Below are 23,442 nucleotides of genomic sequence, written 5' to 3' on the forward strand. Positions count from 1 at the left end.
TCAATCAGGGCTATTTTTTTAGTCTGGTTACTTCAGCTTTAATATCCAGTACCATCTGGGTGAGCTCCTGCATGGTTAAGGGAGTATTTCCACTGGTTTTTGCCTGGGGGAACTGTGTACTGATAAAAGCTTTAGCTTCCCAAATTTCCAGAACACCAGCTGCTGAAAGTTCATACGGAGCATACAAGGTGTTATCGGAAACTAAATAAAGTGTGCCCTTTTCAGCAATGTAATTAAATACTCTTTTATATACCACACCCTCCTGCTCACTTATAATAATATATGTATTTCCATTCTTGATATCAGCAGCCTGCTCCACATATTGTCCAATAATAATAGTACCTGGTTGTATAGGAAGCATAGAATCTCCTGAAATTTCGAATGCTCTGTAAGTTCTGTTTTTCGGAAGGTTAGGCAATTGAAAACGGGGAAGGTCCTGCAAATATTCAGGATCAGAATATCCGGAAGTATATCCCGCAGCAGCCTTTTGCGGAACCAATTCAATATTTTCCCTCTCCTCACTATCAACAGTAATTGCCAATATTTTAGTAGGTTTTACCGGTCTGATGTGTTGGGTTAAATCCTGAGACAGCAGGTCATCCAAGCTGAGATTAAATACTTCTGCTATTTTAAGTAAAGTACTAATTCTCGGGTCAGCCCTACTCTCTTCATAAGAGCCAATAAGTGAGCGTTTTATTTCCAGCTGATCAGCCAGATCCTGCTGTGTCCATCCTTTTTGCTTACGTAAATACTTTATATTGCTGCTTACAAAACTCACTTCTTATTACTTTATTGATGATTTTACTGATATTAACTCCCTATTTTATTTTAAAGCAGTTATTTGTAATTACAAAACACAAGTAACTATAAATGAACGCCTTACTGACAAGCTATACGCTTTATCTAAAAATGATTGCTAAGATATATAATCCTTGCATTATCATTTATTTTTGATCTCTAAAAATCATCATATTTTCTTCTGAAGTGCGAAAAGTATTCATATTATATAATGCTTTTCTGTAAAGATTTAAACCATTCTTACGCTGTATGAAACGGTATTCAATTCTTTCTACCACTTCTTTTAAGGTTTCTTTAGGTTCTGCCAAAGCATAACCATACCAGCTGGCTCCGGTACTTTCTTCAGCCACCTGAAACCGCACCTGGCATTTTCCTGAGTGCAATCGCTTACTGGATAATCTTATTTTCATTTCTGAACTTTTTTAACACTAATACTATTTTTATTAGTAATTTTGATCATAAATTTAGTGTTAAAATCTGAATAATCAATAAATATACTAATTATTTTAGTTTTACTATGGTGAATTCTTCCCGATCAATCATCCATATGGATATGGATACCTTTTTTGTATCAGTAGAAAGGTTAATAGAACCCAGGTTGCTTCACAAACCTGTAATTATTGGGGGAAGCAACCGGGGTGTAGTAGCTTCATGCAGCTATGAAACCCGCAAATTTGGTGTGCATTCGGCTATGCCCATGAAGCTGGCACTGCAGCTATGCCCCGATGCTACTGTTATTTCCGGGGATATGGAAGCATACAGTCGCTATTCGCATCAGGTAACAGAAATTATAACTGAAGTGGCTCCCATTTTCGAAAAATCTTCTATTGATGAATTTTACCTTGATGTAAGCGGAATGGATAAATATTTTGGTTGCTTTCAATGGGGGAAAGAACTGCGCAGCAAAATCATCAAAGAAACAGGGCTTCCCCTTTCAATGGGACTATCTGTTAATAAATTAATTTCCAAAATAGCTACGGGAGAAGCCAAGCCTAATAATTCCCGTCATATTGAGCCCGGCACTGAAACCGCATTTCTGGATCCTATGCCAATTCGTAAAATCCCTATGATTGGCCAGAAAACAGCTCAGTTTTTAATGCAAATGGGCATTCATAAAGTAGAGACATTACGCAATATGCCCCGCCAACTGCTGGAACAGACGTTTGGAAAAAATGGCACCATGCTATGGCAAAGAGCGAACGGAATAGACCACTCTCCTATTACACCTTACAGCGAGCAAAAATCTATTTCTACAGAAAGTACTTTTCACCATGATACAATGGATGTAAAACAAATGAAGATTATTTTAACAGCCATGGTGGAAAAGCTGGCTTACAAACTCCGAAGTCAGAACCGGCTGACTTGTAATATTTCTATTAAAATACGATACAGTAATTTCGACACAGAAAATAAACAGAAAAAAATCCCTTATACAGCCAATGATGAAACACTCATTCGCTACGCAAAAGAACTCTTTCAGCAGTTGTACACCCGCAGAATGATGATTCGGATGATAGGTGTACGCCTTAGCGGACTGGTTCATGGCAATTACCAGATCAACCTGTTTGACGATACACAGGAGCATATTCAGCTTTTCCAGGCAATGGATACCATCCGTAACAAGCATGGCATTGAAAGTATTGTACGTGCCAACACTTTAGGCCTGGATAAACGATTAAGAGAAAACAGAAACTTCTTTACTGGTGATTTGGGGTGAGGTAATCCCCTTATATCATACCTTTTCCTTTATATTCCTCCTCACAAAGGGTACAAAACCGGTATCAACACAGAAGCTATAATCCAAAACAGTAAGTTGAGCGGGCCACCCACTTTAAAGAAATCTTTAAATGAATAATTACCCGCGCTATATACCATGGTATTGGTCTGGTAGCCAATGGGCGTTAAAAAGCTGGCACTTCCTGCCATCATCACAGCAATTAAAAGCGGCAAAGCATTGATTTCCATTGCCTTAGACAGAGCAATCGCAATAGGTGTAATTAAAGCCACTGCAGCATTATTGGACATTACTTCAGTGAGTAAAGTGGTGATTAAATAAATAACAGCAATAATGAGTACTGGCCCCATCGAGGTATCTAAAATATCTCTAATGAGATCAGCTATTATATTAGACAACCCACTCTCTTCCATCGCTTTTCCAAAACTTAAAGAACCTACCAGTAAAAAAATTACTTTCCAGTCTATAGCTGTGTAAATATCCGGCATGGATATAATCCTGATGATTGCCAAAAACACAACAGCCGCCCACGCTGAAGCCACAATGGGAATAACATTAAAAGTAGCGAGTAAAATAGCTGCTAAAAGTGCACCTCCTACAATAAGCAAATCTCTCTTTTGAGGCACTTTGAGTGCACTTTGGCTCACCGACATGAATGGAGCACTCGCCCGGTTTTCTTCCTCCTGAATGAGCTGAAGCCCTCTTTCATTGGTTTGAAGCAACAACAAATCACCTACATTAAGCTTTATGCTATCCAGGTGGGTAAATTTTCTTTTACCTCTCTGCCTAATAGCCAAAACATTGGCCCGGTATTTCCATAAAAAGTTAACATTTTCAAGCTTTTTACCTACCAGGCGGGTGCCCGGCATAATAATGACCTCCACTAACTTAGTCTCCTCTTCCGGGAAATTCTTGTCTTTTATAGATCCTACGATGTCTAAATGACTATCAGCTATTACTTGTTTCACTTTATCAATAGCTCCTAATACTACCAAAATATCGCCTGTTTGTAAAGGGATGTCCGGCTGAGGTTTATTAATCGTCTCTTTACCTCGCTTTAGCTGGTACACATCTACTTCAATATCTTTATCTTCAAAAAGCTGCTTTAGTGTAAGCCCATTATCCTCTTCCGGTAATGTGGTAATTTCTATTTCTGTCAGATAAGATTTAATTTCCCCTTCATCCTGTAATGGCTTACCTATTTCATCCGGAAGAAACCTTCGGCCGATAAAAATCAGGTATAGCATGCCTATCACCATAAAAATCAGACCTAAAGGAGTCATCACAAACATACTGATGCCCTTCTCTCCATAATTGCTGGCAATTCCTGCCACTAGTAAGTTAGTTGAAGTACCTATTAATGTACAGGCTCCACCAAAAATAGCTGCATAGGAAAGCGGAATAAGAAATTTAGTGGGCGCCATTTTTACTTTTTTGGCAGCATCGTTTACTATAGGAATAAAAGTAGCCACCACCGGAGTATTGTTAATAAAAGCTGAGACCAGCCCTGTTCCAATCCCCATCCCGAAAATAGCAGCCGCATAAGATTTATTAAAAAGTTTTACCACCAATGGAGCTATCAATTGCACAATCCCGGTTCGTATCAGTGTATCGCTCAGGATAAACATAGCTGCTACTGTTAGGGTAGCACTATTGGCAAATCCCTGAAAACTCTCTTCAGGCTCCAGAACGCCTAATATTACCCATGCCACCATGGCTAAAATAGCTACTAAATCTATTCTTAATGCTTCAGTTACAAAAAGTATCATTGCCCCTACAATCACACAGATTGTAACAATTAATTGATAATCCATAAAAAATAGTTATTAAAACTTCGCTCTAATGTAAAGCTTACTTTTGAATAAAAAATAAGGATGATATTTTATTATTTTTGCCAATATTTTTAGTTTTTATTCTTAAATTTACTAAAAATATTAGTTAAATGTTTCTTAATTGTCATACCCATTTTAGCTTTAAATACGGAACGATTTCTCCCGCAGAACTGGTATTGGATGCACATAAAAAAAAGGTTACTGCCCTGGCTTTAACTGATATTCACAGTACAGCTGCCTATATTGAAATTTTCCGACTACTGGAAAAAGAGTATCCTGAAATTCCCCTTAAAATTATTCCCGGTATCGAGTTCCGAACTAATGAGCAATTAGCCTTTATTGGGTTGGCACGGAATAACGATGGATTTGAAGAACTTAATGCGTTTCTTTCTTACCATAACCGTAACGAACTACCTCTGCAAACAAAGCCCCGGTTTACCGACAATGTAGTGGTTATTTACCCACTACACACCCCTGTCTCTACTTTAAAAAGCAATGAATTTATTGGTGTGCGTCCGGAAGAAGTGAATCGGCTCCGTTTCTCAAAGCTTTCAGTAGCTGAAAACAAATTAGTGGCCTTAATGCCGGTTACCTTTATTGATAAAACAGGCTACAATATGCACCGACTTCTTCGGGCCATACAGCAAAATCAATTATTAAGCAGGTTGCCTGCTGAATTACAAGCTCAACCTAATGAATATTTAAGAACACCTCAGGAAGCAAAAGCTCTTTATCAGGGAGCAGAAAGCTTGGTGAAAAATGCTGAAAAGCTATTGGATGAATGTCATTTTGAAATCAGATTGGGGGTTTCCAAAAATAAAAAAACGCTATTAGGATCTGTTATTGAAGATTGGCACTTTTTTGAATCCGAAGCAAAAAAAGGCTTTAGAAATAGGTATGGAAAGAAAAACCCTGTGCTTACTGAACGCTTTGAAAGAGAGATGGAGATCATTCGGCAAAAAGATTTCACCTCTTATTATCTGATCACTCATGATATGATTCAGTTTGCCAGAAGCAAAGGCTTTCCGCATGTAGGGCGTGGTAGCGGGGCCAATAGCATGATTGCCTATTGCATGGGTATTACTAATGTAGACCCTATTGCCCTGGACTTATATTTCGAACGATTTCTGAATCCTTCCCGAAGCTCTCCTCCGGATTTTGACATTGATTTTTCCTGGCAAAATCGTGATGAGGTTATTCAGTATATGTTTGACAAGCATGGCACCCGGCATACAAGCCTGCTAGGCACTCATACTACTATGAAAGCAAGGATGATGATCCGCGAGTTGGGCAAAGTGTTCGGATTGCCTAAAGAAGAGATTGATAAACTGGCAGAAAACTCTGCTTATTACGGTCAAAAAGATCCTTATTTGCAAAAGGTACTTCACTATACCCGACATATGGTGGCAAAAGAATTCCCTGCCAACATTTCTATTCATGCAGGAGGCATACTGATCACAGAACGGCCTATTTATGCTTATACAGCAACAGAAATACCACCTAAAGGCTTTCCTGTGTCTCATTTTGAAATGCATAATGCAGAAGACATTGGCATTTATAAATTTGATGTATTGAGTCAGCGCGGTTTAGGGCATATAAAAGATAGCATTGCGCTGGTAGAGAAAAATCAGGGTAAAAAAGTAAATCCCGGAAATATCCATACCAATGTGCTTGAGAAAGACCCGAAAATCAAAGCCCTGATCAGCACCGGCAATACCATGGGATGCTTTTACGTAGAATCCCCAGCCATGAGAATGCTCTTAGGAAAGCTTCACTGCGAAGATTATCTTACTTTGGTAGCTGCCAGTTCCATCATAAGACCGGGGGTGGCTCAATCCGGAATGATGCGGGCTTACATTGAACGCCACCACAGCAATGGTAATTATGAAGCCATTCACCCGGTGATGGATGAATTGATGAAAGAAACGTATGGTGTGATGGTATATCAGGAAGATGTAATTCGGGTAGCGCATCATTTTGGCGGGCTTACTTTAACTGAATCAGATATTCTGCGCAGGGGAATGTCAGGTAAATACCGCTCCCGATCAGAATTTCAGCGAGTGGAGGATCAGTTTTTTAAAAACTGTAGAGAGAAAGGATATGATGAAAAAGTAATTCAAAGAGTATGGTATGAAATCTCAAGTTTCTCAGGTTTCTCATTTGCTAAAGGCCATTCAGCCAGTTTCGCAGTAGAAAGCTACGAAAGCTTGTACTTAAAGGCACATTTCCCGCTTGAGTTTATGGTAGGTGTGATCAATAATTTCGGAGGCTTTTACAAAACTGAATTTTACTTTCATGAAGCCCGAATGAATGGAGCACACATTTTGCCCCCCTGTGTAAATACCAGCCATTATCTTACTGATATTACTGGTAATGAAATTCATATTGGTTTTATTCATATTAAAGAACTGGAGACTAAAATAGCTCAATTAATCCCACAGGAGCGCCAAAAATGGGGTACTTTTAAAGGCCTAACTGATTTTGTAGAGAGAATCCCCATTAAGCAAGAGCAATTGCTCATTCTGATTCGGGTGGGTGCTTTTAGATGGATCGATAAACCTAAAAAACAACTATTGTGGGAAGCACATGCACATTTTAACAGGCATACTAAACGAACTTATAGTGGGCAGTTATTTGAAGAAGTAAGAGATTATCAATTTCCCGCTTTGGAAAGTGAGCCACTGGAACAGGCATTTGATGAACTGGATATATTGGGATTTCCACTTTGCAACCCTTTTTTATTAATGGATAGTGATGTAAAACCTCAGGTATATGCAAAGGAGCTGCCTCAGTTTTTAGGTAAAAAAGTAAAAGTAATTGGCTATGTAGTTACTACAAAAAACACCTCTACTGCTAATAAGCAATTAATGCACTTCGGAACATTTTATGATGAAAAAGGAGAAGTATTTGATACTGTGCACTTCCCGTTGGAAGCTAAGAAGTATCCTTTTAAAGGTAAGGGTTTTTATTTGATTGAAGGCAAAGTAGTAGAAGACCATGGTTATCCTATGCTTGAAGTAAATTACATGCAAAAATTGGGATGGAAAGTACCCGAAGCAATGAAAGCACATTGATAATGGTAAATAAATTATAAGGTTTTAAGCTTATAAAATAACATTATAAGGTTTTAAGCTTATATATTGTAATTATAAGGAAATAACCTTATAATTGTAGCGAATGGAAGCAGTTATTACAGGTGATATCATTAATTCCTCCTCTGTAGAAAACAGAGATGCACTTCTTAAGAGGCTAAAACAGGAGTTCTCACAATTTGAGAGAAACTCCTCCAACAGCTTTTCCTTGTATAGAGGTGACGCATTTCAGGGAATATGCAATGCACTGGAGGCATTTAATATCTACTTAAAAATAAAATCATTACTGATTTTTGAAAAATCAGATGTGAGAATTGCCATTGGAATAGGTCCGATAGAATACATGAAAAAAAACCTTGCTGAATCTGATGGTACGGCATTCAGGCTTTCGGGCAGAACATTAGACTCTTTGAAACCTGCCAACAAAAAATTTATGATTAAAACGGTATCGGATGAAACCAACAAAGAACTGGAGCTATCCTGTAGTATGTTGGATGTCATTTTAAGCAACTGGACTGTAAAATCCACTGAAGTAATTTACTATATTTTGGAAGGCAAAACACAGTCGGAAATTGCAGAATTACTCAATATCTCCCAGTCGGCTGTACACCAAAGACTCCAAACTGCCAACTGGCCAGTTATTGAACTTTTTATGAAAAGATATGAAGAAATAGTAAATCAATTTTAAAATGGAAATATTAACCAAACTCCTTCTAAGTCATTTAATTACAGATTTTATCCTTCAGCCCAAAAAGTGGGTGAACCATAAATTCAAACATAAGGGTAAATCAGTATTTCTGTACTTGCATGGCCTGATTACAGGCTTATTTGTACTGCTCATTTTTTGGGACATTCAAATTTGGCCGATAGCTGCTTTTGTTGCACTCACCCACACATTAATTGATTGGACAAAGATGCAATTTACTGACTCCCCAAAAGCATTCTTTATTGACCAGGCAGCTCATTTGCTAATTCTGGTTATGTGTACACTTTATTTACTTGATTTTTCCTTTATCCCTGAAAAGCTGGAAATCAGTACAGAAGCTTTAAAAATAACTACTGCCTATATCTTCATTACAGCACCAGCAGGAATCATCATTGGAAAACTAACGGAAAGGTGGAAAAACCACACTGTACCTAGTTTGAAAAATGCCGGGCAATGGATTGGTATTACCGAGCGCTTATTGGTTCTCACCCTGGTTTTATTGCAGCAATATACAGCAATAGGTTTCATTATAGCCGCCAAATCTATACTTAGAACGGCAACTTCAAGAGAAGAAAAGCAATTTGCTCAATCTGAATATATTCTGATCGGTACGCTTCTAAGTTTTGCATTTGCTATTTTCACAGGTCTTTTAATCAGATAGCAGTGCTGTCTCTTTTTTTTAACCCTTTAAAAATCAGTGAGAAAATAAAAACAATCTCTACCCTCCAATATTTTTAATCCCCTCGGTACGAAACTATGGTAGCAATCAAGGTGAAGAGGTTAAAATCCCTTAGGGGTGACATTTTATAAAGAAGTTGCTTAATGAATATTATAGGTATATAATGTCGTCCCTACAGGACTTTAAAGTATGGTAAGTTCATTATTACCATAACACCACCTCTACGAGGTTTTGAATCTCCCTCCCTCCTTCCCTCTCAGCCATGAGGTTTATCTCAAAAGTAAGACAGCCTTTTCCATTATAAGGTAATATTTGGGCAAAAAAGAAGAGACTACCCTTTTGAGACAGTCTCTTCTTTATGATTTTTTATAACATTAATTAACTTCTTACTCTTTGATACACTAAATTTTTACGATAAATTTTATCGTTTAAACGGTTTGCCAGCGAAGGCGAAAAAATAGCTAACACTATTAAAGAATAATTGAGAAGGGTTTCTTTATTTATTTTTTTCATATCTATCGTTTTATACTTCTTTTTTAAAACGCTAAAAGATGATGAAGGTTTCTAGCCTATTTTAGCTCCTCTTATTAAACATATTTTCTACCTACCAACCATACTTCTTTCAGCATTTGCAAAAAGCCTTCCATTTCAGCCAAAGGGATCATATTAGGCCCATCACTTTTAGCTACTGAAGGATCAGGGTGCGTTTCAATGAAAAAGCCATCTATGCCGGCAGCCGCTGCAGCTCTCGCTAAAAATGGAGCAAATTCACGCTGGCCTCCTGAAGTACCTCCGGCAGCACCTGGTTGTTGCACGCTATGAGTAGTGTCGAAAATGACAGGTGCAAACTGGCGCATAATAGGCAAAGCTCGCATATCAACCACTAAATTATGGTAACCAAAAGAAGCTCCTCTTTCTGTTAAACACACATTATTATTACCGCTTTCCTGTACCTTAGTTACTGCGTATTGCATATCTTCAGGAGCCATATACTGGCCTCTTTTTACTTTTATGCACTTTCCTGTTTCAGCAGCAGCCACCAGTAAATCCGTTTGGCGACATAAGAACGCAGGAATTTGAAGTACATCCACTACCTCCGCCACTCTCTCTATCTGGGCTGTTTCATGAATATCGGTAACCAAGGGCAGGTTATATTTTGATTTTATTTCAGCTAACATTTCCATTCCTTTCTCAAGCCCTGGTCCTCTGTAAGATTTTAAAGAAGTACGGTTAGCTTTATCAAAAGAGGATTTGAATACCAAATCAATTTCCAGCTTAGAACAAATATTTTTCAACTCAGAGGCCGTCTCAGATAATATAGAAGTACTTTCAGCTGCACAAGGGCCTGCAAAAACCACTAATTTATCTCCGCCTAATTGAATATTATCAGTTACCTGAATAGGTTGTTTAAATTTTTCCATTATTATTTTTAAATGCGTTTTATCTTAAATATTGATGTAGTACTTTTTCCAGCTTACCCTGAGCAGCCAAAACCAGATCCCCCGCTTCACGCAATACACCCCTTCCTCCCTCTTTTTCGCTTATAAAGTCGGCATATTCTTTTACATAACTGAGTGCATCTTTGGGACAAATACCTAATCCCGCGGCCTTTAAGCAAGGCATATCCGTTAAATCATCACCCAGATAGCATATTTCTTCGGGCTGTAGTTCAAAAACCTTAAGAATTTCCTCAAAATAATTGATCTTATCTAATTTCCCATGTACGTGAAAGTCAAACCTGAGCTCCTCCAGCCTTCTTTTCACTACCTGGGAATTTCTACCTGTAATAGCGGCTATTATTATTCCATTTTCTCTTAATGGTCTTATAATTTGTCCATCCTTTACATTAAATTTCTTCCACTCTTCATTTCCTCCATCATAAATGATTCCACCATCTGTTAAAACGCCATCTACATCTGTTACAATTGCTTTAATCTTTTGTGCTTTTTGTACAATTTCTTCAGGAAATTTTTTAATTACTTGTTGCATATTCTTACAAAGATACAGATTCGTTAATATTTATTGGGCTTCGTTATCATACAAAACCTTTTTTTTATACATTAGGCAATCATTTCATAAAATACAATTTTTGAAATGTCTTTGCTGTTACCTATTTTCAACCAACATGAAATAGTCCAAAAAGAGATTTTCAAAAAAAATTGAAATGAATAAGTCATCCTGCCTAATATTAAAAGCAGGTATTGATCACTAAAATATTTAAGTATACTAGAAATGTCTACAGACTCATTACATCATCTGAAAAAAATATTGGAAGAGGTTCTCAGATGGAAGAACGAGTATGTTATAGACATTTTGTGCGACCATTAAAAAACCAATATACACACATGAAATTTATAAAATTCCTTTTTTCATTTATCATTGCGGTAGCGTTAGTTGTTGGTTTAAATGAAAAGTGGGGACAAATTCCTCCGTTAGGAAAATTTTTAGACCCTTACCATGGTTTTTGGGCCAATTCTCATAATAAAGACATCGCTTTTAATGAAAATGTAACTATCAGAGGCTTAAAAGATGCGGTCTCAGTGTATTATGACTCTTTATTAATCCCTCACGTTTTTGCCAAAAATGATGCTGACCTCTACAGGGCTCAGGGTTATGTTACGGCAACAAACAGGCTATGGCAAATGGAATTTCAGACCCATGCTGCGGCCGGAAGAGTTTCAGAAATTATAGGACCCGATGCTTTAAGCTTTGATCGTTATCAAAGAAGGAATGGCCTGCTCTATGGGGCAGAAAATGGATTAAAAGTAATGGAAGAGGACTCTATTATTGGCCCTATGCTTTTTGCTTATACTGAAGGAATCAATAGCTACATTGAATCTTTAACTTACGAAAACCTGCCTTTGGAATATAAACTATTAGACTATAAACCTGAACCCTGGACTAACATGAAGTCCGCTTTGTTACTTAAATACATGGCAAACGATTTAGCCGGCAGTGATTATGACATTGAAAACACTGAATTACTTAAAGTTTTAGGAAAAGATAGATTTGACTTTCTATTTCCAGACCGATACTCGAAAATGGATCCTGTAATTCCTTCCTCAAAAAAATGGGAGTTTGAACCTCTTCCTGTTTCCCGACCTGATTCTATTACTTTTCCGTTAGTATTTCCTGAAGGAGAAGGCCAACAACCAAACCCGGCTAATGGAAGCAATAACTGGGTAGTTGCGGGAAGCAAAACAAGCACAGGACAACCCATTTTAGCAAATGACCCACACTTAGGTTTGAACTTACCCTCTATATGGTATGTAATGCATCTCAATGCTCCAGGCGTTAATACTTATGGTGGCACTTTGCCAGGCGCAATGGGTATTATAATAGGATTTAATGACAGCATAGCCTGGGGCGAAACCAACGCCACAAGAGATGTGCGAGACTGGTATCATATTCAGTTTAAAGATGATGACAGAACAGAATATCTGTATAATAATAAATGGTTAAAAACTCAGAAAGTTGTTCAAACCTTTAAAATAAGAGGCGCTGAAGAATTTACTGACACTATCTATTACACTCATCATGGCCCTATTGTTTATGACAAGAACTTTAAAGCAGAAGATTCAAAAGCCAATTTTGCCTTAAGATGGACAGCTCATGATCCTTCTAATGAACAATTAACTTTTCATTTACTCAATAGGGCAAAAAACTATGAAGATTATAAAAAAGCTTTATCTTACTACGATTGTCCTGCTCAGAATTTTGCTTTCGCAAGTGTACAGGGTGACATTGCCTTATGGGTAAATGGCAAATTTCCATTAAGATGGGAGGAACAGGGGAAATTTATTATGGATGGTTCCAGAGCAGATATGGACTGGAAGGACTTTATCCCCCATCAACATAATGCATTTATGAAAAATCCTCAACAGGGATTTTTAAGTTCTGCCAACCAAATTCCTGTTGACAGCACCTACCCTTACTATCATTACGACAAAGGTTATGAACATTATAGGAACAGGAGGATTAATTCCCAGCTTTCTACTTTGGAAAACATTACTGTTGAAGACATGAAGCGCTTGCAAACTGACAACTACAGCCTCTTTGCATTTGAGATTTTACCCACTATGCTTGACAGCCTGGACAGAAACAGCTTGACTGACGTACAGAAACAAGCTTTTGATGTTTTATCAAATTGGAATTTCATTAGTGATAAAGACGCTGTAGCACCTGCTTACTTCGAAATCTGGTGGGATGAAGTGTATAAAAACCTCTGGGATGAGTTTTTGAACACAGAAGAAAAATTAAGAAAACCGGAACTTCCAAGAACCATAGAAATATTAAAAGGCTTTCCAAATGATCCGTACATTGACAATCAAAATACAAATAAAAAAGAATCAATCACTGATTTATATACGGCCGGTTTCATAGAAGCTGTAGATTCTGTAGAGAATTGGAAAAGCATAACAGGAATGGAGCTTAAATGGAGTAATTTTAAGAACACTACTGTTCAACATTTAGCGCGACTACCTGCCTTTAGTACAGAACGGGTTCCAATAGGTGGAAACAAACATATCATCAATGCTACTTCCGGCAGACATGGTGCATCGTGGAGAATGATTGTTTCATTAGAGAATCCGGTAAGAGCTTATGGCGTGTATCCTGGTGGGCAATCCGGCAACCCTGGCAGCTTCTATTACAACAATATGATTGATACCTGGGCCAAAGGTGAATACTATGAGCTGGATCATAACAGTAATCAGCAGGCACTTAAAAATATTATCTTCACTCAAACATTAACACCAAACGAAGAAGAAGAATGAAATTTCTATTCAGAACAATAATTATTGCAGTTGTAGCCCATTTTGCCCTTCTATATTTCCCATGGTGGTCTATTGCTGTATGTGGCTTTTTTGCCGGAGCACTATTTAGTGGATCTAATACAAGCTCCTTTTTCAGTGGCTTTTTAGGAATTGGGTTTCTTTGGCTTATTCAGGCTTTTATTATACATCAATCGTCAGAAGGGCTTTTATCAGATAAAATAGCAGCGCTTTTTACTTTGTCCAATGGCGTTTACATGATTATTATAACAGCTCTGATAGGTGCTTTAGTAGGAGGATTTAGCACATTAAGCGGTTTAAGATTCCGAAAATTGTTTAAAAAAGAAAGAAACAGAGGACTATACAGATAGTCCTCTGTTTTATTTAGTCAACTAATTTAACACCTGTAGCTACAAAATTATAGCTTTGTTCAGGTTCAGTAATGGCTAACACTTCCTCTTCCGTTTGCCCTTCGTCTTTAGCGTAATGCCTCAATGTTTCAACATCAGTTTCTGTATATTTTACCTGGCCAGTAAATATCACTTCTTTACCGGCAATATCTTTAGGAACAAAAAAACCATAATCTTTAAAAGTTACCCTCATTGATTCTTCATTTCCTAAATCAATAGTCATCCAACACCCTTTCGCCTTACACACTTCTTTTACAGTTCCTCTGATAGTTGCGTTGAGGGAATCCTGCGGCTGAAGATTCGCTAAAACCATTTCAGGTTGTTTCGCCTGTCCGATATCGAAAGATTCTCCGAACACTGTACTATCTTTCTCCTCAATGGCAGAAGTTTCCATTTCAGGTTCAGCAGTAGTCTCTTCTTGTTTTTTCTCAGGAGAATTGCATGCTACCCCTGCCCCAAACAGGAATAATGCTGCTATTAATTTTGCTTTCATGTGCCTTTTATTTGTTTTGAAATTTTTTAAGGTTTTGTAATACGAAGATATCTAAATTATCGTTTAAAATAAAATGAAGAAATGATGCAACCTTTTCACATTTGGCACAATCATTGTTGTGTAACTAAATAGATAAAAAAGAAATGAAAAAGAATTTATCGAAAAGGAATAAGAGAGGTTTAATACTTCTGATCGGAATACTGGTAGGGATATTCCTCTTTTTTGGCGGATTCAGTTTCAATAAAAATATTACACATAAAATTAAAAAGAAAGTAGAAACAGAATCCAAATCTGAATCTACTCCTATTTTATACCACTTTTTTAGTTAGTTTATAGTTTAGTGATTAGTTGGTTAATGAAAGAAGGGTGTCGAAAGACACCTTTTTTTTATGAAAAGATTGTAAATTTTACCCTATCCATTCACAAAAGCCTTATTTTTGCTGGTTCTAGTAAAAATAAATTTTAATAAAAGTTATTACCTGATAATACTTAGTAAGAATGGCAGAATATCAATTTCGAGCAACAGAAAAAAAGTGGCAAGCCTTTTGGGAAAAAAATCAAACGTTTAATGCTAAGGATGATTTTCAGAAACCTAAATATTATGCATTAGATATGTTCCCCTACCCTTCAGGAGCAGGTTTGCACGTTGGGCACCCGCTAGGTTATATTGCTTCTGATATAGTTGCACGCTTTAAAAAGCAACAGGGATTTAATGTTTTACACCCAATGGGCTTTGATTCTTTCGGACTTCCTGCCGAACAGTATGCCATTCAGACCGGACAGCATCCTGCCATTACTACAGAGCAAAATATAAAAAGATATATAGAGCAGCTTAAAAATATTGGTTTCGCTTATGACTGGAAACGGGAAGTGAGAACCAGCGAGCCTTCTTTCTATAAATGGACCCAGTGGATCTTTATGCAGCTTTTCAACAGCTGGTATGACTTTACCGATAATAAAGCCCGCCCTATCAGTGTATTGATTGAGCATTTTGAAAAAGCCGGTAATCAATTAATTAAAGCTGCGTGCGATGAAGACACCGAAAGTTTTAAAGCCAATGACTGGCTACATTTCTCTGATGAAGAAAAGCAAAAAATACTTTTAAAATATAGAATTGCTTATCTCTCTGAAGCAATAGTGAACTGGTGTCCGGCATTAGGTACAGTACTTTCTAATGATGAAGTGAAAGATGGATACAGTGAAAGAGGTGGCCATCCGGTAGAACGAAAGAAAATGATGCAATGGAGCATGCGAATTAGTGCTTTTGCAGAAAGACTCCTTGAAGGTCTTAATCGCTTAGATTGGCCAGAACCCGTTAAAGAAATGCAGCGTAACTGGATAGGTAAATCAGTAGGTGCAGAACTAAGTTTTGAGGTAGCAGACTATCAGAATCAAGAAATCAAAGTATTCACCACACGTGTAGACACTATTTATGGTGTAACTTTCATGGTGCTGGCTCCTGAACATGAATTAGTAGCTCAAATAACCACTGCTGAACAAAAAGAAGCAGTGGAAGAGTATGTAAAGGTGGCTAAGAACCGCTCAGAGCGAGAAAGAATGACTGAAGTAAAACGTGTTTCAGGTGTTTTTACGGGTGCCTATGCTATACATCCTTTTACAGGCGAAAAAATTCAGGTATGGATTGGGGATTATGTATTAGCAGGTTATGGAACAGGAGCTGTTATGGCAGTACCTTCAGATGATGAACGCGATTTAGCCTTTGCTCAGCATTTCAACTTGCCGGTGAGAGAGGTAGTTGAAAATGATAAAATTGTTAATTCCGACTTCCTTACAGGATTACCCATTAAAGAAGCAATTGCAAAAGCGGTGAGCTACATCGAAGAAAAAGGAATTGGTAAAGGGAAAGTTAACTATAGAATGCGTGATGCCATTTTCAGCAGGCAGCGCTATTGGGGAGAACCTGTTCCTGTGTATTTTAAAAATGATATTCCATATTTACTGGAAGAAGACCAACTTCCATTGGAGCTTCCTGAAGTGGATAAATACTTACCCACTGAAGATGGAGAACCACCTTTGGCCAGGGCTAAAAACTGGAAAACTGAGGAAGGTTATGAACTGGAAAAAAGTACAATGCCTGGCTGGGCAGGTTCCAGCTGGTATATGTTCCGCTATATGGATCCCCATAATTCAGGAGCGTTTGTTGACCAAAATAAGCAAGAATACTGGAAAAATGTAGACTTATACATCGGAGGCTCTGAACATGCTACAGGCCATTTATTGTATTCCCGCTTCTGGACAAAATTTTTGTTTGATTTAGGCTACATCACTGTAGATGAACCTTTTCAGAAAATGATCAACCAGGGAATGATTCAGGGAAGAAGTAATTTCGTTTACAGAGTGGAAGGCAAAAACACTTATGTGTCGAAAAATCTTAAGGATGACTATACTACCCAAATGCTTCATGTAGATGTAAATATCGTTTTTAATGATGAATTAGATATTGAAAAATTCAGAAGATGGAGACCTGAAAATGCTGATGCAGAATTTATCCTGGAAGATGGAAAATACATCTGTGGTACTGAAATAGAAAAGATGTCTAAATCCAAACATAATGTTGTGAATCCAGACGATGTAATTGAGCAATACGGAGCAGACACCTTACGCTTGTACGAGATGTTTTTAGGTCCTTTAGAGCAATTTAAGCCATGGAATACCAATGGAATTGACGGTACTTCCAAGTTCTTAAAAAAGCTATGGCGTTTATTCCATAATGAAAAAGGAGAATTTGAGGTTGCAGAAGGTGAAGTAGATAAAAAGGCGTTGAAGGCGCTTCACCTGGCTATTCAGAAAGTAGAGTACGATATTGAACATTTTTCATTCAATACCTCTGTTTCCACTTTCATGATATGCGTGAACACCTTAACTGACCTGAAATGTAATAATAAAGCTATTCTTTCCGACTTAGTAAGGATTATAGCTCCTTACGCTCCGCATATTTGTGAAGAATTATGGGAGCTTTTAGGTAATAAGGGAAGCATCTCTGAAGCTGGCTGGCCGGCTTTCAACCCGGAATTTATCAAGGAAAATGACTTCACTTATCCTGTTTCCGTTAATGGTAAGCATCGGGACAACATGACTTTTGCTGTTAATTCCCCTAAAGAGGAAATAGAAAAGGCTGTATTGGCTAATCCTGTTATTCAGAAATGGATAGAAGGTAAGCCAATCAAAAAAATGATTATTGTGCCTAATAAAATCGTAAACATTGTAGTTTAAGTTTAAATAGAGCTTATTAGGCAATTACGCGAGTAATCAATCATATGTATCTGAAATTCAGTAACAAATGATTACGCATTGTGTAACCTAATTTTAATAAATCAAGCAATATGAAAAGTAGTTTAATAGTACATGAATACTACAAACGCCAATTTGATGATTATATGGTACTTGTACAGGTAAACCCTATTGACTACAGTGGACTGGAGTTAATCATTCATCCGGACGGGGCAATAGAAAAAACTAAAATGAAGTTTGATGAAGACATTCAGCAAGATTTAGAAGTTGATGAATTTAAGAAATCCAATGCTCTGGAATTCAACTTATACCTGAAAGGACTACATAAATAAAAGCAAAAGCTATATTGAAAGGCCTGTTAAAATCAGGCCTTTCTTGTTTAAGCATCCCGCTGTTTATAGGATGATAATTAAACAAAATACTGGTGTAAGAGTTGATATATATTAAATTAACTTATAAATCAGATTTTTTTATTATGACTATTTTTGAAGCCTTAAAGGCAGATCATGAAACACAAAGAACTTTAGCTACACAGTTAACAAATACTTCAGGGGATACAGCCAGGCGAAAAGCCGTTTTTGACCAGCTCAAAAAGGAGTTAGCCGTACACGCAGATGCAGAAGAACGCTTTTTTTACAAACCATTAATCAGCAATGATATGAGCCAGGATTTATCCAGGCATGGAATAGCCGAACATCATGAAATGGATGAATTGGTAGAGGATTTAGAAGAAACAGATATGAGTTCTGCAGGCTGGTTAGTTACTGCCAAAAAATTAGAAGAAAAAATCTTTCACCATTTAGAGGATGAAGAGCAACAATTTTTTCAGATTGCAGGCAAGGTTTTCAATAATAACCAAAAGGAAGACTTATCTACAAAATACCTCGCTTACGTAAAAGAAAACAGGTAAATAAACCTACCTATTCCCTAAATAGTAGGGTTATTAACCTGAGTTGATCAATAAAAATACCTGCCCCGTTAAGGCGGGGCAGGCTATGCTGCAAAATTAAGATTTACTTTTTCAAAAAGTCTTCATTTAAGCTACCTGTGTCAACCAATCGGTATATCTCCTGTTATAATACAATGATTGTCCTGCTTAATTTGGAATGTTGTAACGAAATTTAAAAGCAAGTTGATAATCGAACCCGGTTATTAATTACCTATCAATTCAACTATTGAGATGGTATTATTTTGATGGATTGAATAAAGTAGTAAATCAAAAACAAACAGGAAAATCCCTTGAAGGATGACAGACTTACCATAACCTTTTAACCTAAGAGGTTTCTTGGATATATTTTTAGCCTTTTCCAGGAGATAAATTCCACCCATTATATAAGCTATATCCAAACCGCAATTGAAGAGTAAAATCTTTTGAAATTCAATTTGACCTGAAAGCTGTTCTGCTCCAGTGGCAGGAACAGCTCCAGTGATTGTAAAATAGTAACCTGCTCCGGCTATAACAAGGTTTATGATGTTCCAAAAAACGTTCATTTCATGGAAATAAGCCTTTTCGCCTTCTAGCCTATTTCTAACCATGCTGCCGATTACAATATTGCCAAGTGCCCATACCCCTAAAATAGCCATGCCCACTTTACGAATCTCAATGTCAATATGGTAAACCTCCAATAGATCAAAAGAACGGGCAAAAGCAGTACTGCTTAAAAAGTAAAAGCAAAGAAAGGCAGTCGGTAAAAGAATATACTTCTTCATATAACAATTACCAGAATTTAATGATAATGTTCAAATGCGAAATAGAATAACCTGAGAGAGAAAAGTATAAGTGCTACTCCCACAATTTTATTCATCCAATTAAGGCGGTAATCGGTGATCCATGACCTAAGCTTATGTGCTAAAAAAACCTTTGTAGTATCAGTAATCAGTAATGTTGTGATCAATGAAACGAAAAATGCAACAATTTCAGAACCTTCATATTTATAGTTAACTGTAACCATTGTCATTACACCTAACCAATATAGAAGAACAAATGGATTGATTCCGTTGAGCGCAAAACCTTTTAGAAATTGGCGAATAAACCCCTTCTTCACAGTTTTAACCTGTTCTTCAGTAGTGTGAGCCTTTTTTAAAAGACTCATAATACCTGTTACCAGGATAATGGCACCTCCAACTATACCTAAAATGACAGAGATAGTATCATTGTTTTTGAAAAGCCTTACACTGAAGTACATTAAAAAAATATAGGAGATATCAGCTATCGTTATGCCTAAAGCCATATAAAAGCCTGCTCTTAGGCCTTTTACAATACTATTTTGAATAAGTGCGAAAAAGACCGGCCCTAACATTACTGCCAAAAGCAGTCCGAACAAGATTCCGTTAATTATTACTGAACCCATTTACCTATATTAACCCTCTATTTCTTAAGTAATTAAGCCAGCTTTCCAGTTTTTCTCCTTTCATTACCCTTGGGAATTTATTTTGTCCACCTACTTTACCATTTTCTTCCATATATTCAATAAAAACATTAGTAGGCAAGACCTTAACTTTTACATCTTTTAAAGCAGCAATCCTCTCTACTTTGTAATCATCATTGAGTAATTTTAAATGATGATCCAGCTTGTCTCTCAACGCTATTTCATCTACAGGTTCATCTATTCCAATATACCAATGGTGAGCAAATAAGGAATCATGAGATACCCCAGCCACTGTGAACTCTTTGATACTGAAGCCCATCGCATCTGAAACTTCAATTAATGCCTTGTTCATATTATCTACTGATAGATGCTCTCCGCAGAGGCTTAGGAAGTGTTTGGTACGTCCGGTTATAACAATTTCACTATCTGCTTTAGAGACAAACCTTATTGTATCTCCTATCAAATACCTCCATGCACCGGAAAATGTGGTAATCAGAAGTGCGTAATCCACATCTTCCTCTACCTCATCAATCATTATCGCTTTTGCACTTTCAAGGAGATTACCATCTTCATCAAAGTTTTGCTCATTAAATGGAATAAATTCATAAAAAATACCATTGTTTAGCACCAACCTCATGGAATTAACTCCTTGGTTGGCCTGAAAAGCAATAAAACCTTCAGAGGCAAGATATGTGTTGATATAGTTTATTTTTCTACCCAACAGCTTCTCGAAACTCTTATGGTAAGGCTCAAAAGCCACACCACCATGAACATAAATCTCGAAATTAGGCCAGATATCATGAATATTATTCAAATTGTAATGCTTAATAATCTTCTCCATTAAAATCTGAATCCAGGCAGGCACCCCAGCAATGATGGTAATATTCCAGTCTTTAGCCTTCAGTGTCATTTGCTCCAGTTTTTCTTCCCAATCCTTTTTTCTGGAAATTGCTTTTCCCGGTTTATAAAACCGCTGAAACCAGTAAGGAATCCGTGAGGTAGTAATACCGCTTAAATCACCTTCAGCATAATTACCATTATCATTTAAATCGGTGCTACCTCCTACCATAAGTGTGCCCCCTTCAAAAACTTCTGCGGGAAGTCCTTTATAGCGGGAAAGGGATAAGATCTGGCGAACACTGGTTTTTTGAATAGCTTTAACCATTTGTAACGACACCGGAATATGCTTGGAAGAAGCACCGGAAGTGCCTGAACTGAGTGCAAAATATTTTATTTTACCCGGCCAGGTTACATCCTTTTGGCCTTCTAAAAGCTTATGCCACCAATCGTTGTACATTTTATCATAATTATGAATAGGGATATTCTGACTGAAATCCTGATAAAAAGCTTTACTATCACTACTCTTAAGCTTAGGTAGAATGTCTTCAAAGTTATAATGCTTGCCAAATTGCGTGTTACGCGCAGCAATAAGCATTTTTCTTAATTCAGATTTTTGTAAATCGAATGGAGGCGTAAAATCCTGATCCAAACCCTCTCTAATTCGTATTCCTCTTTTAATAAGGTTACCTAAAAGTGCCATTTGTACAATTGAAATAAATAAAAATCAAATTATTTAATTATAGTCGGTTTTTAAACCTTTACTTTAGAATTTAATTACCTAATAATAGCGAAAATTAACAAAATATATTCAATGAGTATCATATCAAATATAAATGAGGTCAAAAAAAAATTAGATGGATGCCAACTAATTGCTGTTAGCAAGACTAAACCCAAAGAAGATATTTTAGCTGCTTACGAGGGAGGGCAAAGGGCTTTTGGTGAAAATAAAGTGCAGGAAATGGCAGACAAAGCAGATGCTTTACCTAAAGATATCCAATGGCACATGATAGGCCATTTGCAAAGAAATAAAGTAAAATATATTGTTCCGTTTGTTCATTTGATACATTCTGTGGATAGCGTAAGACTTTTAAAAGAAATTAATAAGCAGGGTGAAAAAATAGAAAGAGTGGTTCCGGTTTTACTACAAATGCACATTGCAGAGGAAGATACTAAATTTGGACTGGACGAAAATGAGCTTCATGAACTACTCACTTCTGAAGAATTTAAAAACATGAATTTTATAGAAGTGCAAGGATTAATGGGTATGGCCACTTTTACAGAAGATAAAGAAAAAATAAGAAGAGAGTTCAAGTTTTTGAAGAAGATTTTTGATAAAGTTAACAGTCAATTCAATGACGAAAAACTCAATCTTAAAGAACTCTCAATGGGCATGAGTGGTGATTACCCTATTGCTATTGAAGAAGGTAGTACCATGGTTAGGGTAGGAAGTGCTATCTTTGGGGAGAGAAACAGCCATTAATCAGATGATTAGATAGTATGCATAAATTATTTATCATTATTGGAGCTATATCAGGTGCCATTTCAGTAATTCTGGGTGCTTTTGGCGCACATGCATTACAGGAAGCTTTAACTGCTACAGGACGGCTAGATACTTACGAAACCGCTGTTAAATACCAAATGTACCATAGTCTGGCATTAATCCTTCTCGGGATATTATTTGCTCAATTCGACCATAAACTTCTTACTTACTCAGGTTATTCTTTTCTAGCCGGCATAGTGATCTTCTCGGGAAGTTTGTACCTTTTATGTGCTACAGGAGTAACAAAGCTGGGGGCTATTACTCCGATTGGCGGTTTGTTTTTAATAGCTGCCTGGGTGCTGATGGCAATAGGTATTGGAAAGAGTATATAATTTTCTAAAACTGAAAAACTTTATCAGCATTGAATTAGTTGTACTAAAAAATATTTAGAATATGGCCAGAGCAAATTTTAAATTAATAAAAGCAATTAAAGTAGCTGCTGAGAAAATTAAATCAGGTACAGACTATCAATGGGGACATATGGGAGGCTGTAACTGTGGACACCTGGCTCAAGAGCTTACAAACTATTCCAAACGTGAAATCCATGAGTATGCCATGAGAAAATCAGGTGACTGGACAGATCAGGTACAGGATTATTGTAGTACAAGCCAAATGCCAATGGATGAAATCATTTCATCTATGATGGAATCAGGGCTGGAAAGAAAGGATATGATAGAACTTGAGAGGCTTGGCAACCATGATGTAAGAGTTTACATGGGCGAGCATGGCAAATCTCTTTCCCACAACAAAAAGGAGGATGTAGTAGCATATATGCTTTCCTGGGCTGAAATGCTGGAAAATGAACTTGTAGAATCAATTAAGCTACCAGCGAATTTATTGAAGGAGACAAAGAAGCATAGCTCCGCTGCTCCAACTTCTAAGGAATTAATAAATTAAAACAAAAAACATTCGGAAACCAGAAAA

21 protein-coding genes are annotated in these 23,442 nt (G+C 37.0%); 12 read left to right on the forward strand and 9 right to left on the reverse strand.

The annotated features are described in order from the left end of the window. Nucleotides 1–10: 10 nt before the first annotated feature. Together IEV85_RS02935 and IEV85_RS02940 are read right to left on the reverse strand one after the other, a co-directional pair. Nucleotides 11–778 (reverse strand): LexA family transcriptional regulator, encoded by a 768-nt coding sequence (locus IEV85_RS02935; RefSeq protein ID WP_188460310.1) that lies wholly within the window; start codon nucleotides 776–778, stop codon nucleotides 11–13. Nucleotides 779–944: 166 nt separating this feature from the next. Beyond that, on the reverse strand, nucleotides 945–1,208 hold the full coding sequence (locus IEV85_RS02940; protein WP_188460311.1) for a hypothetical protein: 264 nt from the start codon (nucleotides 1,206–1,208) through the stop codon (nucleotides 945–947). Nucleotides 1,209–1,315: 107 nt separating this feature from the next. On the opposite strand from IEV85_RS02940, the gene dinB reads away from it, so the two are divergent. Further along, entirely contained in the window at nucleotides 1,316–2,515 is a 1,200-nt protein-coding gene (gene dinB, locus IEV85_RS02945) for a DNA polymerase IV (protein WP_345259226.1), read from the forward strand. Between the two features lie 41 nt (nucleotides 2,516–2,556). Here the strand turns inward: dinB and IEV85_RS02950 are convergent, their stop codons facing one another. After that, entirely contained in the window at nucleotides 2,557–4,347 is a 1,791-nt protein-coding gene (locus IEV85_RS02950) for an SLC13 family permease (RefSeq protein ID WP_188460312.1), read from the reverse strand. Nucleotides 4,348–4,475: 128 nt separating this feature from the next. Here IEV85_RS02950 and IEV85_RS02955 point away from each other — a divergent pair, with 128 nt between their 5' ends. The 3 genes from IEV85_RS02955 (at nucleotide 4,476) to IEV85_RS02965 (ending at nucleotide 8,824) form a co-directional block, all read left to right on the forward strand. Next, nucleotides 4,476–7,439, forward strand: coding sequence for a DNA polymerase III subunit alpha (locus tag IEV85_RS02955; RefSeq protein WP_188460313.1), 2,964 nt, complete (start codon nucleotides 4,476–4,478; stop codon nucleotides 7,437–7,439). A 103-nt stretch (nucleotides 7,440–7,542) separates the two neighbouring features. Next, the gene (locus IEV85_RS02960) at nucleotides 7,543–8,145 is read left to right on the forward strand and encodes a SatD family protein (protein WP_188460314.1); all 603 of its coding nucleotides are present in this window, start codon (nucleotides 7,543–7,545) and stop codon (nucleotides 8,143–8,145) included. A 1-nt stretch (nucleotide 8,146) separates the two neighbouring features. After that, nucleotides 8,147–8,824 carry a DUF3307 domain-containing protein gene (locus IEV85_RS02965; protein WP_188460315.1) on the forward strand — a complete coding sequence of 226 codons (678 nt, stop codon included), beginning with the start codon at nucleotides 8,147–8,149 and terminating at the stop codon, nucleotides 8,822–8,824. 605 nt (nucleotides 8,825–9,429) lie between these two features. Here IEV85_RS02965 and kdsA read toward each other — a convergent pair. Both kdsA and IEV85_RS02975 read right to left on the reverse strand, forming a co-directional pair. Further along, nucleotides 9,430–10,263: a 3-deoxy-8-phosphooctulonate synthase gene (kdsA, locus tag IEV85_RS02970; protein WP_188460316.1), complete on the reverse strand. Its 834-nt coding sequence runs from the start codon at nucleotides 10,261–10,263 to the stop codon at nucleotides 9,430–9,432. 19 nt (nucleotides 10,264–10,282) lie between these two features. Further along, complete coding sequence (locus IEV85_RS02975) at nucleotides 10,283–10,831, reverse strand: KdsC family phosphatase (RefSeq protein ID WP_188460317.1); 549 nt, start codon at nucleotides 10,829–10,831, stop codon at nucleotides 10,283–10,285. Between the two features lie 356 nt (nucleotides 10,832–11,187). On the opposite strand from IEV85_RS02975, the gene IEV85_RS02980 reads away from it, so the two are divergent. Then, nucleotides 11,188–13,617 carry a penicillin acylase family protein gene (locus IEV85_RS02980; RefSeq protein WP_188460318.1) on the forward strand — a complete coding sequence of 810 codons (2,430 nt, stop codon included), beginning with the start codon at nucleotides 11,188–11,190 and terminating at the stop codon, nucleotides 13,615–13,617. Continuing rightward, nucleotides 13,614–13,985 (forward strand): hypothetical protein, encoded by a 372-nt coding sequence (locus IEV85_RS02985; protein WP_188460319.1) that lies wholly within the window; start codon nucleotides 13,614–13,616, stop codon nucleotides 13,983–13,985. The genes IEV85_RS02980 and IEV85_RS02985 overlap by 4 nt, the downstream gene beginning before the upstream one ends. A gap of 13 nt (nucleotides 13,986–13,998) precedes the next feature. Here the strand turns inward: IEV85_RS02985 and IEV85_RS02990 are convergent, their stop codons facing one another. Then, nucleotides 13,999–14,517, reverse strand: a complete 519-nt coding sequence (locus IEV85_RS02990) for a DUF4920 domain-containing protein (protein WP_188460320.1) — start codon at nucleotides 14,515–14,517, stop codon at nucleotides 13,999–14,001. 498 nt (nucleotides 14,518–15,015) lie between these two features. Between IEV85_RS02990 and leuS the strand changes: the two genes are divergently transcribed. The 3 genes from leuS (at nucleotide 15,016) to IEV85_RS03005 (ending at nucleotide 18,679) form a co-directional block, all read left to right on the forward strand. After that, nucleotides 15,016–17,751, forward strand: a complete 2,736-nt coding sequence (gene leuS / locus IEV85_RS02995; RefSeq protein ID WP_188460321.1) for a leucine--tRNA ligase — start codon at nucleotides 15,016–15,018, stop codon at nucleotides 17,749–17,751. Nucleotides 17,752–17,861: 110 nt separating this feature from the next. Continuing rightward, complete coding sequence (locus IEV85_RS03000) at nucleotides 17,862–18,101, forward strand: hypothetical protein (RefSeq protein ID WP_188460322.1); 240 nt, start codon at nucleotides 17,862–17,864, stop codon at nucleotides 18,099–18,101. Between the two features lie 143 nt (nucleotides 18,102–18,244). Further along, a complete protein-coding gene (locus tag IEV85_RS03005; RefSeq protein ID WP_188460323.1) occupies nucleotides 18,245–18,679 on the forward strand; it encodes a hemerythrin domain-containing protein in 435 nt (144 codons plus the stop codon). A 242-nt stretch (nucleotides 18,680–18,921) separates the two neighbouring features. Here IEV85_RS03005 and IEV85_RS03010 read toward each other — a convergent pair whose 3' ends face one another. The 3 genes from IEV85_RS03010 to IEV85_RS03020 are packed head-to-tail and all read right to left on the reverse strand — an operon-like array spanning nucleotide 18,922 to nucleotide 21,678. Next, nucleotides 18,922–19,479, reverse strand: coding sequence for a DUF6992 family protein (locus tag IEV85_RS03010; protein WP_188460324.1), 558 nt, complete (start codon nucleotides 19,477–19,479; stop codon nucleotides 18,922–18,924). Between the two features lie 17 nt (nucleotides 19,480–19,496). Further along, entirely contained in the window at nucleotides 19,497–20,120 is a 624-nt protein-coding gene (locus IEV85_RS03015; RefSeq protein WP_188460325.1) for a LysE family translocator, read from the reverse strand. Nucleotides 20,121–20,124: 4 nt separating this feature from the next. Then, nucleotides 20,125–21,678, reverse strand: coding sequence for a GH3 family acyl-acid amido synthetase (locus tag IEV85_RS03020; RefSeq protein ID WP_188460326.1), 1,554 nt, complete (start codon nucleotides 21,676–21,678; stop codon nucleotides 20,125–20,127). Nucleotides 21,679–21,789: 111 nt separating this feature from the next. Here IEV85_RS03020 and IEV85_RS03025 point away from each other — a divergent pair, with 111 nt between their 5' ends. From IEV85_RS03025 to IEV85_RS03035, 3 genes are all read left to right on the forward strand, one after another. Continuing rightward, nucleotides 21,790–22,458: a YggS family pyridoxal phosphate-dependent enzyme gene (locus tag IEV85_RS03025; RefSeq protein ID WP_188460327.1), complete on the forward strand. Its 669-nt coding sequence runs from the start codon at nucleotides 21,790–21,792 to the stop codon at nucleotides 22,456–22,458. 17 nt (nucleotides 22,459–22,475) lie between these two features. Beyond that, nucleotides 22,476–22,850 (forward strand): DUF423 domain-containing protein, encoded by a 375-nt coding sequence (locus IEV85_RS03030; protein WP_188460328.1) that lies wholly within the window; start codon nucleotides 22,476–22,478, stop codon nucleotides 22,848–22,850. A 61-nt stretch (nucleotides 22,851–22,911) separates the two neighbouring features. Next, nucleotides 22,912–23,415, forward strand: a complete 504-nt coding sequence (locus IEV85_RS03035) for a hypothetical protein (protein WP_188460329.1) — start codon at nucleotides 22,912–22,914, stop codon at nucleotides 23,413–23,415. Nucleotides 23,416–23,442 lie beyond the last annotated feature (27 nt).

Origin of the sequence: Marivirga lumbricoides (assembly GCF_014636295.1) — a bacterium.
Lineage (GTDB): Bacteria > Bacteroidota > Bacteroidia > Cytophagales > Cyclobacteriaceae > Marivirga > Marivirga lumbricoides.

Coding starts and splice junctions, on each gene's coding strand:
- IEV85_RS02940 (WP_188460311.1), bottom strand. CDS start 1,208: ATGAAAATAAGATTATCCAGTAAGCGATTGCACTCAGGAAAATGCCAG.
- dinB (WP_345259226.1), top strand. CDS start 1,316: ATGGTGAATTCTTCCCGATCAATCATCCATATGGATATGGATACCTTT.
- IEV85_RS02950 (WP_188460312.1), bottom strand. CDS start 4,347: ATGGATTATCAATTAATTGTTACAATCTGTGTGATTGTAGGGGCAATG.
- IEV85_RS02955 (WP_188460313.1), top strand. CDS start 4,476: ATGTTTCTTAATTGTCATACCCATTTTAGCTTTAAATACGGAACGATT.
- IEV85_RS02960 (WP_188460314.1), top strand. CDS start 7,543: ATGGAAGCAGTTATTACAGGTGATATCATTAATTCCTCCTCTGTAGAA.
- IEV85_RS02965 (WP_188460315.1), top strand. CDS start 8,147: ATGGAAATATTAACCAAACTCCTTCTAAGTCATTTAATTACAGATTTT.
- kdsA (WP_188460316.1), bottom strand. CDS start 10,263: ATGGAAAAATTTAAACAACCTATTCAGGTAACTGATAATATTCAATTA.
- IEV85_RS02975 (WP_188460317.1), bottom strand. CDS start 10,831: ATGCAACAAGTAATTAAAAAATTTCCTGAAGAAATTGTACAAAAAGCA.
- IEV85_RS02980 (WP_188460318.1), top strand. CDS start 11,188: ATGAAATTTATAAAATTCCTTTTTTCATTTATCATTGCGGTAGCGTTA.
- IEV85_RS02985 (WP_188460319.1), top strand. CDS start 13,614: ATGAAATTTCTATTCAGAACAATAATTATTGCAGTTGTAGCCCATTTT.
- IEV85_RS02990 (WP_188460320.1), bottom strand. CDS start 14,517: ATGAAAGCAAAATTAATAGCAGCATTATTCCTGTTTGGGGCAGGGGTA.
- leuS (WP_188460321.1), top strand. CDS start 15,016: ATGGCAGAATATCAATTTCGAGCAACAGAAAAAAAGTGGCAAGCCTTT.
- IEV85_RS03000 (WP_188460322.1), top strand. CDS start 17,862: ATGAAAAGTAGTTTAATAGTACATGAATACTACAAACGCCAATTTGAT.
- IEV85_RS03005 (WP_188460323.1), top strand. CDS start 18,245: ATGACTATTTTTGAAGCCTTAAAGGCAGATCATGAAACACAAAGAACT.
- IEV85_RS03010 (WP_188460324.1), bottom strand. CDS start 19,479: ATGAAGAAGTATATTCTTTTACCGACTGCCTTTCTTTGCTTTTACTTT.
- IEV85_RS03015 (WP_188460325.1), bottom strand. CDS start 20,120: ATGGGTTCAGTAATAATTAACGGAATCTTGTTCGGACTGCTTTTGGCA.
- IEV85_RS03020 (WP_188460326.1), bottom strand. CDS start 21,678: ATGGCACTTTTAGGTAACCTTATTAAAAGAGGAATACGAATTAGAGAG.
- IEV85_RS03025 (WP_188460327.1), top strand. CDS start 21,790: ATGAGTATCATATCAAATATAAATGAGGTCAAAAAAAAATTAGATGGA.
- IEV85_RS03030 (WP_188460328.1), top strand. CDS start 22,476: ATGCATAAATTATTTATCATTATTGGAGCTATATCAGGTGCCATTTCA.
- IEV85_RS03035 (WP_188460329.1), top strand. CDS start 22,912: ATGGCCAGAGCAAATTTTAAATTAATAAAAGCAATTAAAGTAGCTGCT.